General features: G+C 71.5%; 11 protein-coding genes. 7 read left to right on the top strand and 4 right to left on the bottom strand.

The window, feature by feature from the left end; all coding sequences use genetic code 11:
• Window positions 1-113: 113 nt before the first annotated feature.
• Window positions 114-1,910 carry an Rv2578c family radical SAM protein gene (locus EDD34_RS08615; protein ID WP_123814192.1) on the top strand — a complete coding sequence of 599 codons (1,797 nt, stop codon included), beginning with the start codon at window positions 114-116 and terminating at the stop codon, window positions 1,908-1,910.
• A 96-nt stretch (window positions 1,911-2,006) separates the two neighbouring features.
• Here the strand turns inward: EDD34_RS08615 and EDD34_RS08620 are convergent, their stop codons facing one another.
• The gene (locus tag EDD34_RS08620) at window positions 2,007-2,636 is read right to left on the bottom strand and encodes a TetR/AcrR family transcriptional regulator (protein ID WP_123814193.1); all 630 of its coding nucleotides are present in this window, start codon (window positions 2,634-2,636) and stop codon (window positions 2,007-2,009) included.
• Between the two features lie 176 nt (window positions 2,637-2,812).
• Here EDD34_RS08620 and EDD34_RS08625 point away from each other — a divergent pair, with 176 nt between their 5' ends.
• From EDD34_RS08625 to EDD34_RS08650, 6 genes are all read left to right on the top strand, one after another.
• Window positions 2,813-4,504, top strand: coding sequence for an ABC transporter substrate-binding protein (locus EDD34_RS08625; protein WP_246012266.1), 1,692 nt, complete (start codon window positions 2,813-2,815; stop codon window positions 4,502-4,504).
• A gap of 117 nt (window positions 4,505-4,621) precedes the next feature.
• The gene (locus EDD34_RS08630; RefSeq protein ID WP_123814195.1) at window positions 4,622-5,476 is read left to right on the top strand and encodes an ABC transporter ATP-binding protein; all 855 of its coding nucleotides are present in this window, start codon (window positions 4,622-4,624) and stop codon (window positions 5,474-5,476) included.
• The gene (locus EDD34_RS08635; RefSeq protein ID WP_123814196.1) at window positions 5,473-6,285 is read left to right on the top strand and encodes an ABC transporter ATP-binding protein; all 813 of its coding nucleotides are present in this window, start codon (window positions 5,473-5,475) and stop codon (window positions 6,283-6,285) included. Before EDD34_RS08630 ends, EDD34_RS08635 begins: the two co-directional genes overlap by 4 nt.
• The gene (locus EDD34_RS08640; protein WP_123814197.1) at window positions 6,282-7,265 is read left to right on the top strand and encodes an ABC transporter permease; all 984 of its coding nucleotides are present in this window, start codon (window positions 6,282-6,284) and stop codon (window positions 7,263-7,265) included. The genes EDD34_RS08635 and EDD34_RS08640 overlap by 4 nt, the downstream gene beginning before the upstream one ends.
• Window position 7,266: 1 nt before the next feature.
• A complete protein-coding gene (locus EDD34_RS08645) occupies window positions 7,267-8,145 on the top strand; it encodes an ABC transporter permease (RefSeq protein ID WP_123814198.1) in 879 nt (292 codons plus the stop codon).
• The gene (locus EDD34_RS08650) at window positions 8,142-10,415 is read left to right on the top strand and encodes an exo-beta-d-1,3/1,6-glucosidase (RefSeq protein ID WP_246012267.1); all 2,274 of its coding nucleotides are present in this window, start codon (window positions 8,142-8,144) and stop codon (window positions 10,413-10,415) included. The genes EDD34_RS08645 and EDD34_RS08650 overlap by 4 nt, the downstream gene beginning before the upstream one ends.
• Before the next feature lie 19 nt (window positions 10,416-10,434).
• Here EDD34_RS08650 and EDD34_RS08655 read toward each other — a convergent pair whose 3' ends face one another.
• The 3 genes from EDD34_RS08655 to EDD34_RS08665 are packed head-to-tail and all read right to left on the bottom strand — an operon-like array spanning window position 10,435 to window position 12,189.
• On the bottom strand, window positions 10,435-11,457 hold the full coding sequence (locus EDD34_RS08655) for a DUF2332 domain-containing protein (RefSeq protein WP_123814199.1): 1,023 nt from the start codon (window positions 11,455-11,457) through the stop codon (window positions 10,435-10,437).
• Between the two features lie 56 nt (window positions 11,458-11,513).
• Window positions 11,514-11,945, bottom strand: coding sequence for a TA system VapC family ribonuclease toxin (locus EDD34_RS08660; RefSeq protein ID WP_123814200.1), 432 nt, complete (start codon window positions 11,943-11,945; stop codon window positions 11,514-11,516).
• A complete protein-coding gene (locus tag EDD34_RS08665) occupies window positions 11,938-12,189 on the bottom strand; it encodes a hypothetical protein (RefSeq protein WP_123814201.1) in 252 nt (83 codons plus the stop codon). Before EDD34_RS08665 ends, EDD34_RS08660 begins: the two co-directional genes overlap by 8 nt.
• Window positions 12,190-12,273 lie beyond the last annotated feature (84 nt).

The raw sequence follows: 12,273 nt of genomic DNA on the forward strand, positions 1-12,273 counted from the left end.
GCTGGGAGGAAGAGCGACTCGGTGCGGGACCCGACGGGGCCCGCACCGAGTCGCCGTTCCATCACGCACCCCAACGCGCAGATCACGGTCGAAGAGTTGCGAACAAGCAGAACATGTGTTCGAATCTCTGCGTGCGATGGGCAAGTCAGGAACTCACCACGGACGACGGCGCGCTGCCGGGCCTCGAGCTGCCCGCGCTGCGCACGGCCGGGCTGGTCCGCAGCGTCCGCAGTCCCGAGTTCGACGGCGTCACGTTCCACGAGGTCGTCGCGAGAAGCGCGCTGTCGAAGGTTCCGGCCGCGTCCCGGATGCCGTTCCGCTGGACCGTGAACCCCTACCGGGGCTGCAGTCACGCCTGCACCTACTGCTTGGATCCGGCGACGCCCGTGCTGCTCGGCGACGGCACGTGGCGGGCCATCGGCGAGCTGGTCCCGGGGGACCGGGTCATCGGCACGTTGCCCGACGGCGGTCGCCGCGTGCTGGTCGAGACGGATGTCCGCGACGCGTGGCGCACGGTCAAGCGCGCGTATCGCGTGACGACGGCCGACGGCACCACGCTCGTCGCCAGCGGCGACCACCGATTCCTGACCGGTGACGGCTGGCGGTACGTGGCGAGCGCGCCGGCTGACGGTGCGCAGCCCCGTCCGACACCGATCGGCCGCGCAGCGTCCGGCGACGTGTCATCCGGCCACGCACCGCCCGGCCCGGGAGCGGCACGTTCTCCGCGGCTCGTGCTGCGCCCGGGCGACGGGCTCGTGGGTATCGGATCCGGTGGTGCGCGGGCGGGATCGCCGCACACCGGTCCTCGCCCCGTCGACGTCGTCGGCCGCCTCGTGCGTACCTCTCCCGGCCAGGCCGTGGTGTCCGTCGAGGATCTGGGCCACGAGACCGGCATGATCGACATCACCACCGGGACCGGCGACTTCGTCGCCAACGGTGTGATCAGCCACAACTGCTACGCGCGCGGCACCCACGAGTTCCTCGACCTCGATGCCGGCGCCGATTTCGACTCCCAGGTGGTGGTCAAGGTCAACGTGGACGAGGTGTTGCGGGCGGAGCTGGCCAGACCCTCCTGGAATCGGGAGCCGGTCGCCCTCGGCACCAACACGGACCCGTACCAGCGCGCGGAGGGGCGGTACCGCCTGATGCCCGGGATCATCGCGGCACTGGCGGGCTCCGGTACGCCGTTCTCGATCCTCACCAAGGGCACCCTGCTGCGCCGCGACCTGCCACTGCTCACGGAGGCGGCGGAGCGTGTCGAGGTCGGGCTGGGCGTCTCCCTCGCCTTCGCGGACGAGGAGCTCCAGCAGCGGGTCGAACCCGGTACGCCGACACCGCGTGCCCGGCTGGCCCTGATCCGGGCTATCCGCGACGCGGGCCTGCCGTGCGGGGTCATGGTGGCGCCGGTACTGCCCTGGCTCACCGACTCCCGGGATCATCTCGCCCGCCTTCTCGACGCCGTGGCCGAGGCCGGTGCCACCGGTGCGACGGTGCTCCCCCTGCACCTGCGCCCGGGTGCCCGGGAGTGGTACCTGGACTGGTTGCGGCGTGAGTTCCCCCAGCACGCGGCGGGTTATCGCCGCGTCTTCGGCGACCGCGCGTACATCGACCGTCGCTACCAGGACTGGCTGTGGTCGCGGGCCGAGCCGCTCCTCGCCGAGCGCGGTCTCGGCCGGGCCGCGCTCCGGTTCGACGGCGGCCAGGGCGGGACCGTCGACGGCGACGGGCCCCGTGGCGGCGACGGTGTCGCCGGCGGTCCGCCGGAGAGTGGCACTCCCCGCCGGACCTCGCCCGAGGTGGCCCGGGACGACGAGGGCGCGTACCCCGAGGGGTCGATGCCGGCGTCGATCGGGTCTCCCGGGAGCGACCCGGCACCCGGTGGGGTCAGCGGCCAGGGCGCCCTCTTCTGAGAGGGTGCTGAGCGGTCCGACACCGAGGGGCGCCGGAGTGGCGACCCGTGGTGGCGGCAGTCGGCCGACGGCCCGGCGGCCTCCACGGTCGCGCCCTCAGAGCGCTTCGCGCGGGTCCAGCACCTGGGCGACGATCGCCTCGATCGCGAAGGCGCTCGACTCGGCGAGGTCGACCTGGTCCGGGTCCAGGAGCCACTGCACCTGGAGCCCGTCCATCACCGCGAGGATCGAGGCGGCGGCCCGGTCCACGGTGGCGGGCTCGTCGATGCCGCGCTCGGCGCAGACCGTGCGGAACGCCTCGCCGACCTCGCGGCGCAGCGTGCGATACCGCTCCACGAACCAGTCCCGGGCCGGGTGCCCCTCGGTGACGGACTCGGCCGAGAGCACGACGTAGGCCTGCACGAGCCCGGCGCGCCGGGCGTTGAGCAGAGCGGTCCGCACGAGGTGCCGGAACAGGTCGATCCCGCCGGGGATGTGCTGCCCTTCCAGGTCCTTCACGTCGGTCTCGTCGCGGTACCGCAGTACCTCGAGCAGGAGCTGGTCCTTCGACCCGAAGTGGTGCAGCACGCCGGCGTGCGTCATGCCGACCTGGTCCGCGATCTCCGTCAGCGGTCCCTTGTTGTATCCGCGCGCGCCGAAGGTGGTCATGGCCGCTTCGAGGATCCGCTCGCGCCGGGCGAGGGTCTCCGGCCGTGAGCGTCGGGGCTGGCGCGTCGTGGAGTTCATCGCGGGTCGTTCACACCTTTGTCCTACGTCTGTGCTGCGTCGTCGTGGTGCGTCGAGTGTAAGCGGTGCGTACCGCCGGGCATCGTGACAACACCGTGACACCGCGGCGATTCACAAAGTTACTTACCGAGTAGTAAGTTCTTCCCGACAGCAACTCGATGACGAGGAGTACCAAGGTGACAACGACGTCCCGTGCGAGGCGCAGTGCCTCACGCCCCGTCGCGGTAGCAGCCGCGACCCTGGCCGCAACGCTCCTGCTCACTGCTTGCGCGGGCGGCGCCGGCGGCGACGACGAGTCCGTCGCCCCCGGCGACGGCTCGCTCACGATCGCGAAGCCCGACGGCGCGATCACCACCGAGTCCAACAACCCCTGGGTGGGCGACTCCTCGGCGCTCACGCTCGGTTACGTCAACGCGGTCCTCGAGCCGCTCGCGTTCGTCAACATGGTGAACCCGTCGGACGACGTCACGCCGTGGCTCGCGTCCGAGCTGGAGTGGAACGAGGACTACAGCGCGGTCACCGTCACCGCGCGCGAGGGCGTGACGTGGAACGACGGCGAGGAGTTCGGCGCCGAAGACATCGCGTTCACGTTCGGCCTGCTCCAGGACAAGCCTGAGCTGGACACCGCCGCGCTCGGCATCGAGAAGGTCGCCACCGAGGGCGACCAGGTGACGATCACGTTCACCGGCTCGATGTACGCCAAGCAGGACAAGGTGCTGCACCGGCACATCGTCCCCGAGCACGTCTGGGCGGCGGTCGAGGACCCGGCCACCTACGAGAACCCGGAGCCGGTCGGCACCGGCCCCTACACGCTGACCGAGTTCACCACGCAGTCCGTCGAGCTCTCGGCCCGGGACGACTACTGGGGCGGCGAGCTCGCCGTGCCGACGCTCTACTACGTCTCCTACAACGACAACACCGCCCTGACCACGGCCCTGGCGGGCGGCGAGGCGGACTGGGCGCAGGCCTTCATCCCGAACGTGCAGTCGGCGTACGTCGACAAGGACCCGGACAACGTCTACTGGGCCGCCACCGGCCTCGGCATCGACGCCATGTTCGTCAACACCACCGAGAAGCCGTTCGACGACGTCGCCTTCCGCCAGGCGATGAACATGGTGATCGACCGCGACAAGCACGCCGAGATCGCCCGCGAGGGCGGCGTCACGCCGCTGACGTCCGTGACCGGCCTCCCGAGCCCGGCCGGCGACGAGTTCGTGGCCTCCTCGTACGTCGGCCAGACGTACGAGGTCGACGTCGACGGTGCGAAGGCCGTCCTCGAGGACGCCGGCTACACGGGCGTCGGGGACGACCTCGTGGACCCCGACGGCGAGCCGGTCGAGTTCGAGCTCAGCGTCCCGCAGGGCTGGAGCGACTACGTCACGGGCATCAGCCTGATCTCCGACGCCGCGCAGGAGCTCGGCGCCACCACGACGCTCGACACCCCCGACGCCGACTCCTGGTGGGCGGCCAAGACCGAGGGCGACTTCCAGGCGATCCTGCACTGGACCGACACGGGTGCCACGCCCTACGACCTGTACAGCGACGCGATGGACGGCCGCTGGCTGAAGCCGGTCGGTGAGGCCGCGGACTACAACTTCGGCCGCTTCGACAGCCCGGAGGCGACCGACGCGCTCGACGCCTACCTGACCGCCACGGACGACTCTGCCCGCGCCGAGGCGCTCGCGGTGGTCCAGGAGGTCTTCGTCGAGGAGGTCCCGATCATGCCGGTCGGCAACCGCCCGTTCATCGGCGAGTACAACACGCGCAGCTACGTCGGCTGGCCCGGTGAGGACGACCCCTACACCAGCCCCGACCCGACGCAGCCCTCGGCCGTGCTCGTCCTGACCTCGCTCGAGGCCAAGGGCTGACCCTCACCATGATCCCGGCCCTGGCGCCGCGGGCGCGATGCTGCCGTGACGACGACTGTCACCGCAGCACACCGTCCACGACGCCAGGGAGCCGCGGACGCAGACAGGAGTTTGTGCGTGAACCGTGATCCCGTGCTGAGCGTGTCCGGGCTCAGCGTGACCTACGACGTCGACCCGCCGGTCGAGGCAGTGCGCGACGTCTCCCTCACCGTCGGCCGGGGCGAGGTGCTCGGCCTCGCGGGGGAGTCCGGCTGCGGCAAGTCCACCCTCGCGTACGCCGTGCAGCGGCTCCTGAAACCCCCCGCCCGGATCACGGGCGGCCAGGTGGTGCTGCACGGCGTGCCGGGCTCTGTCGACGGCGCCGACGTCGACCTCACCACCCTGGCGCCCGCCGGGATGGACCGGCTGCGCTGGGACCAGATCGCCATGGTGTTCCAGGGCGCCATGAACTCGCTCAACCCCGTGCTGAGCGTGGGAGAGCAGCTCGCCGACGTGTTCACGAGGCACCGGCCCGCCATGCGTCGCGCCGAGCGCACCGCGGCGTGCGGCGCGCTGCTGGACATGGTGGGCGTCGGCGCGACCCGGCGGCGGTCCTACCCGCACGAGCTGTCCGGGGGTATGCGCCAGCGCGTCATGATCGCGATGGCGCTGGCCCTGCGGCCACGCCTGCTGGTGATGGACGAGCCGACGACGGCGCTGGACGTGCTGGTGCAGCGGGAGATCCTGCAGGAGATCTCGCGGCTGCGCGAGGAGCTCGGGTTCTCCGTCGTGTTCATCACGCACGACCTGCCGCTCCTGCTGGAGATCAGCGACCGCATCGCGGTCATGCGCGCCGGACGGATCGTGGAGATCGCCGCCGCGGCGGACCTCTACCACCACCCGCAGCACGAGTACACGAAGCGCCTGCTGGCCTCCTTCCCGAGCCTGACGGGCGAGCGCGGAGACTTCGTCCGGAAGGGGGTGACGGTATGACCACCCTCGAACTGGCCGGGCTGACCAAGCGGTACCGCGTGCGCGGTGCCGGTCACATGCTCGCCCTGGACGCGGTCGACCTGTCGATCACGTCCGGCCGGACGGTCGCGCTCGTCGGTCAGAGCGGCAGCGGCAAGTCCACGATCGCGAGGATCATCACGCAGCTGGAGCGGGAGACGTCGGGCCAGGTGCTCCTGGACGGTGCGCCGGTCCCGCGCCGCGGCAAGGCCCTGCGCTCCTACCGCCAGCAGGTGCGGATGGTGTTCCAGGACCCGTTCGCCTCGCTGAACCCGTACCACACGGTGCACCACCACATCGCGCGGCCCCTGCTGCTGGACCGCGTGGTGCCGCGTGACCAGGTCGACACCGAGGTGGAGCGCCTCCTGGACCGTGTCCGGCTCGACCCGGACCTCGCCTCCCGCCGGCCGCACGAGCTGTCCGGCGGGCAGCGCCAGCGCATCGCCATCGCGCGGGCGCTCGCGTCCCGCCCGGCGCTGCTCGTGGCCGACGAGCCGGTCTCGATGCTGGACGTGTCGATCCGGCTCGGCGTCCTCAACCTGCTGGCCGAACTCCAGGAGGCAGACGGGCTCGGCGTCCTGTACATCACCCACGACCTGGCCACCGCCCGCCACTTCAGCGACGAGATCGTCGTGCTGCACCACGGACGAGTGGTGGAGCGCGGCCCGGCCGACGACGTCATCCTGCACCCGCGGCACGAGTACACGCGCGCGCTCCGGGACGCCTCGCCCGACCCGGAGCGGCACTTCGGCGGCGGGCGCCGACCCGAGACCACCGGGAGCCGCTCATGAGACTCCTCCTGCGCCGCGCGGCCTTCTACCTGTTCACCGCCTGGGCCGCGATCACGATCAACTTCTTCCTGCCCCGCATGCTCAAGGGCGACCCGGTGAGCGCCTACCTGCAGAAGAACCAGGGCCGCATCAGCCCCGAGGCGGCCGACGCCCTGCGCACCCTGTTCGGGCTGGACAGCGACAAGTCGCTCGCCCAGCAGTACGCCGACTACTGGGTGCTGCTGTTCAGCGGCGACCTGGGCCGGTCCTTCTCCCACGGCCTCGCCCCCGTCACCGAGGTGATCGGTGTCGCCTTGCCGTGGACGGTCGGCCTCGTCGGCATCGCGACCGTGCTGAGCTTCCTGCTCGGCACCACCCTGGGAACCCTCGTCGGCTGGTTCCGCGGCGGTCGCGGCGACGTGATCGTGCCCGTGGCGACGTTCTTCTCCGCCGTCCCGTACTTCTGGATGGGCCTGATCGCCATCGCCGTCTTCGCCACGGGGCTGGGCTGGTTCCCGGCGTCGCACGCCTATTCCAAGGGCACGTCGCCCAGCCTGAGCCTGGAGTTCATCGGCGACGTCGTCGTGCACGGCACCCTGCCGGCGCTCACCGTCGTGCTCGCCTCGCTCGGCGGGTGGGTGCTCGGCATGCGGAACATGATGATCACCGTCCTCGACGAGGACTACGTGACCGTCGCGCAGGCCAAGGGCCTGAGCCGGCGCCGCGTCGTGTTCGCCTACGCGGCCCGCAACGCCGTGCTGCCGCAGCTGTCGAGCTTCGCGCTCGCGCTCGGCTTCATCGTGGGCGGCACGCTCGTCATGGAACTCGTGTTCTCCTACCCCGGCGTGGGCAAGCTGCTGCTCGACGCCACCACGGCCAAGGACTACCCGCTGATGCAGGGCCTGTTCCTGGTGATCACCTTGACGGTGCTCGTCGCCAATCTCCTGGCCGACGTCGCCTACGCCGTGCTCGACCCGCGTACCCGGCAGGGGGAGTCCTGACATGCTGACCAACCGCAAGTCCGTCACGGGCCTCGTCGTCCTCGGCCTGTTCGCGCTGCTCGCCGCGCTGGCCGACGTCGTCGCCCCGTACGGCCCGCTGGAGAAGGACTACACGGCGCTCAAGCAGCCGCCGTCCGCCGTGCACTGGCTCGGCACCACCCATCTGGGCGAGGACATCTTCAGCCAGATCGCCTACGGGACCCGCGGCGTGCTGCTCGTGGGGCTGACCGCCGGCGTGCTGGCCACGGTGGTCGCGGTGATCGTCGGCGTCAGCGCCGGGTTCCTCGGCGGCTGGCGCGGCGAGTCGCTGTCCGCGCTGTCCAACGTGTTCCTCGTGCTGCCCGCGCTGCCGCTGATGATCATCGTCGCCTCCCAGTACGACGACCCGAGCCTGTTCCTGGTGGCCGCCGTGCTGGCGATCACCGGCTGGGCGTGGGGTGCGCGCGTGCTCCGCGCGCAGACGATGTCGCTGCGGAGCCGCGACTTCGTGCAGGCGGCCCGCGCCAACGGGGAGCCGCTGTGGCGGATCATCACCGTGGAGATGCTGCCCAACCTCACCGCCGTGATCGCGTCGAGCTTCGTCGGCACGGTGACCGCCGCGGTGCTGGGCCTGACCACGCTCGCGTTCATCGGCGTCATCCCGATCACCAACCTGAACTGGGGAACGATCCTGTACTGGGCCCAGCAGAACGGCGCGTTCCCCGACTTCTGGTGGTGGTACGTGCCCGCGGGCCTCGCGATCGCGCTGCTCGGCGCGGCGCTGAGCCTGATCAGCTTCGGCATCGACGAGTACGTCAACCCCCGCCTCCGCTCGGCGGGCGAACGCGCCCGGTCCAGGAAGCGCCCGCAGAAGAAGCGAACGAAGAGGAGTCCTGCGTGACCAGCGTCATCGACCTGCCCTATCTCGACACCGCCCTGACCGTCGCCGACCGGGTCGAGGACCTGATCGCCCGCATGACGCCCGAGGAGAAGGTCGGGCAGATGCTGCAGCTCGACGCGCGGGACGACCTCGACGACCACGTGCTGCGGCGACAGGCAGGCTCCATCCTGCACGCCTCACCCGAACGGATCCGGGCCGCCCACGAGCTGACCGACCGCACCCGGCTCCGGATCCCGCTGCTGGTGGCCGAGGACTGCATCCACGGCCACTCCTTCTTCGAGGGCGCCACCATCTTTCCCACCCAGCTCGGCATGGCCGCCACCTGGGACCCCGCGCTCGTCGAACGGGTGGCGCGGGTGACGGCCGTCGAGGTCAGCGCCACCGGCATCCACTGGACGTTCTCCCCGGTGCTGTGCATCGCGCGCGACCTGCGCTGGGGGCGCGTGAACGAGACGTTCGGCGAGGACCCCCACCTGATCGGCGAGCTCGCGTCGGCCGCGGTGCGCGGCTATCAGGGCGACGGGCTGACCGACCCGACGGCGATCCTCGCCGCCGCCAAGCACTTCGCCGGATACTCCGAGACCCAGGGCGGCCGTGACGCGTCCGAGGCGGACCTGTCCCCGCGCAAGCTGCGCGCCTGGCATCTGCCCCCGTTCGAGCGCGTCGCCCGCGAGGGCTGCCGCACGTTCATGCTGGGCTACCAGACCATCGACGGCGTCCCCATCACCGTGAACGACTGGCTGCTGTCCGACGTGCTGCGCGGCGAGTGGGGCTACACCGGCACCCTCGTCACCGACTGGGACAACGTGGGCCGCATGGTCTGGGAGCAGAAGGTGCAGCCCGACCTCACCGCCGCGGCGGCCGCCGCGGTCCGCGCCGGGAACGACATGGTGATGACCACGCCCGGGTTCTTCGAGGGGGCGCTCGCCGCCCTCGAGGAGGGCCGCCTGGAGCCCGCCGACCTGGACGACGCCGTGCGGCGCATCCTCACCCTCAAGTTCGAGCTGGGCCTCTTCGAGGACCGGCGCAGGCCCGCGCCCGAGCGCATCGAGGCCGTGGTCGGCGCCCCCGCGCACACCGAGCTCAACCTGGAGATCGCCCGCCGGTCCCTGGTGCTGCTGCGCAACGACGGCACCCTGCCGCTCGCGACAGCGACGCCTGCCGGTGGAATCGCTCCCGCGCGCCGGATCGCCGTCGTCGGCCCCCTCGCCGACGACGCCCAGGCCCAGCTCGGCGACTGGGCCGGCAACTCCGGGCAGGCCGGCTGGATCCCCGACGGACACCCGCGCCACCTCATCAGCACGGTACTGGACGGGCTCCGGTCGGAGACGCCCGAGAACTGGGAGGTCACCTACGCGCGGGGCGCCGAGATCCTCGAACTCACCCCGGACCCCGAGGGCGACACGTTCCCCGACGGCCAACCGCGGCCGGCGGTCGTCACGTCCGCACCCGTGGACGAGGCGCAGCTCGCGGAGGCGGTCACCGCCGCGCGCGACGCCGACTACGTGGTGGCCGTGGTGGGCGACCGCATCGAGCTCGTCGGCGAGGGCCGGTCCACCGCCACCCTCGAACTGCTCGGGGGGCAGAACGCCCTGCTGGAGGCGGTCGCCGCGACCGGCACACCACTGATCGTCGTCCTCCTGGCGTCCAAGCCACAGGTGCTGCCGCCGGCCGTGGACGACGCCGCCGCGCTGGTCTGGGCCGCGAACCCCGGCATGCGGGGCGGGCAGGCGCTCGCGGAACTCCTGCTGGGCCGGATCGAGCCGTCCGGTCGGCTGCCCATCTCGTTCGCCCGGCACGTGGGGCAGCAGCCCACGTACTACAACCAGGTGCGGGGCCAGCACGGGGACCGGTACGCGGACCTCACGCAGCGGCCCGCGTACGCGTTCGGCGAGGGGCTCAGCTACACCACGATCGAGTACGACGCGCTGCGCGTGGCCGAGCCCCGGGTGTCGCCCGACGGCGTGGTGCGTGCCGCGGTGACGCTCCGGAACACCGGCTCGCGACCGGCCCTGGAGACCGTCCAGGTGTACGTGAGCGACTTGGTGACCTCGGCGAGCTGGGCGGACCAGGAGCTCAAGACGTTCCGTCAGGTGACCGTGGCGCCGGGGGAGGAGCGGGTCGTTGAGCTGGAGATCGCGGCGGGGGACTGCACGATCGTGGACGCCGCGGGGAAGCGGGTGGTCGAGCCCGGCGACTTCGAGCTGCGCGCCGGCCGTTCGTCACGGCCCGAGGACCAGCTCGCGGCCAGGTTCACCGTCACCGGTTGACCCGGCCCCGCGGACGCCGTCAGCCGAACCACCGCATCGAGCGGCCGTGCGGGTGCGTCCAGGCGACCGCACGGCCGTCCACCGCCAGCACGAGGGTCTTCGTGTCCGGCGGTTCGGGTGCGCCGTCGAGCACGCTCGGGATGACGTTCAGGCCCTCGTTGCTCACCCAGCGGCAGGCGCCGTCGGCGACCAGGCGGCGCATCATCGTGTCGAAGCGTGCGCGGTCGTCGGGCGGGAGGTAGGCGGCGACGGCGCTGTGGAACACCACGACCTCGCCGTGCCGGGACGCGTCGGCGACCAGGAGCGGCAGGTCCGCGAGGATGTCGCCCTGCTCCAGGTGCGGCGGGTCCGCCCGGGCGATCTCGATCGCGTGGCGCAGGCGGTCGCGGCGGTCGTCGTGCTCCGGCCAGACGAGGACCTCCAGCCAGGTCATCTGATCCTTGTCGCGCACGTCCAGCGGGTTCAGGTCGAGGCCGCCGCGCCAGGTGATCTCGGGCAGCGCGGTCGGCAGCGCGAGGTCGCCCGTGACCGGGCACGACAGCCTCGGTTCGGGGCCGAGGAAGGCGGGCCGCGTGGGCACCGCGGGCCGCGTCGTCCGCGTGCGGGTCGCGGTCCAGTCGTACCCCCACCGGTCCGGGTAGAGGCACAGTCCGGCGCTGGCGCCCGCCTCGACCAGGGCCAGCGGTCTGCGCCCGGCCTCGATGGCGAGCCGGGCGAAGACCGGGGTGAGCGCCGCGAGCCGGCCGGCTTCGTTGGTCTGCGTGGAGCGCTCCAGGATCGTGGCGCGGATCGTGCCGTCGTCGTCCAGCAGTGCCGACCGCAGCGCCTCGTACGGACCGGGTGCCTCGACGCCGTGGAACCGCGCGGCCGCGAACACGAGGTTGGGCTGCTTCTTGATGCCGGGCAGGGCCGCGATCCAGGCCAGGACCTCCTCGTCGGCGGCCACCGCGTGTCCCCACTGCTCGAAGCAGGGGGAGGCCGAGGCGGCGGCGTACTCGGCGAACTCGGTGTACTGGGCGGCGACGTCGGCGTACAGATCCACTGCGGTCTCCTACGGGTCGGCCGGTACGGGATGGGCGCTGTCTCTCACGATCGGAGTCAGGGCTGTAGCGTCAGGATGTGCTTCCGGTCGGCCGGGCTGAGGGCGCGCTCCAGCTTTCCGTCGAGCGTGACGAGGACGCCGTTGTAGTGGGCCGCGAGGTTGAGCAGATGGAAGTCCGTGACTTGCTTGTGACCGACCATGCGGGTGGTGTCGACGAGCGGCTCGGCCAGGCTCGTGTCGTCCCGCCAGAAAGTGTGCTGGCGTCGGCTCCGCAGCGCCGTGAGCGCGGTCATCGCCTGGGCGGTGGTGACATCGGGGTTCGCTGCCGGATTGGACAGGAGCCGGATCATTCCGTGCTCGGTCGTACCGCAGGTGGCGTAGCGGCTGGTCAGGCGTAGCCAGGACAGCGCGACATCGTGGTGTGGATGCCCTGTGACGTGGGCTGCGAACAAGACGTTGACGTCGGGCAGATAGGTGGAGTCAGTCACGGAAAGCCTCGGCGATCCGGTCGTTGTCCTCCTCCTCGAGAAGGTCCTGGACCTGCTCGTCGGTCAGGGGGCGGCCAGGGAAGACCACGAAGTCCGCGTCCTGTCCGAGGATCGCGTCGGCTCGCTCGACCAGGCGTGCGACCGTCGCGGCGCGCGGCTCTCCGGGAATCGAGTTCCGCTCGATGATCTCGGCCAGGCGGGGCGTCTCGGTGAGATGAATGCGTCGCCTCTGGATGGTGGACATGGCATCTATTCTACTGGGAGTGGATGCCATATGGAAGCCGAGGCGTTGGATGTGGATGCGTTTGATGGCGGAAGGGTGCTGCGC

The sequence above is a fragment of the Myceligenerans xiligouense genome (genome assembly GCF_003814695.1).
Classification (GTDB): domain Bacteria; phylum Actinomycetota; class Actinomycetes; order Actinomycetales; family Cellulomonadaceae; genus Myceligenerans; species Myceligenerans xiligouense.

What these genes read in the sequence shown, in the direction of transcription:
- EDD34_RS08640 (WP_123814197.1), top strand. Translation starts at nt 6,282, where the DNA reads ATGAGACTCCTCCTGCGCCGCGCGGCCTTCTACCTGTTCACCGCCTGG.
- EDD34_RS08635 (WP_123814196.1), top strand. Translation starts at nt 5,473, where the DNA reads ATGACCACCCTCGAACTGGCCGGGCTGACCAAGCGGTACCGCGTGCGC.
- EDD34_RS08665 (WP_123814201.1), bottom strand. Translation starts at nt 12,189, where the DNA reads ATGTCCACCATCCAGAGGCGACGCATTCATCTCACCGAGACGCCCCGC.
- EDD34_RS08615 (WP_123814192.1), top strand. Translation starts at nt 114, where the DNA reads ATGTGTTCGAATCTCTGCGTGCGATGGGCAAGTCAGGAACTCACCACG.
- EDD34_RS08620 (WP_123814193.1), bottom strand. Translation starts at nt 2,636, where the DNA reads ATGAACTCCACGACGCGCCAGCCCCGACGCTCACGGCCGGAGACCCTC.
- EDD34_RS08645 (WP_123814198.1), top strand. Translation starts at nt 7,267, where the DNA reads ATGCTGACCAACCGCAAGTCCGTCACGGGCCTCGTCGTCCTCGGCCTG.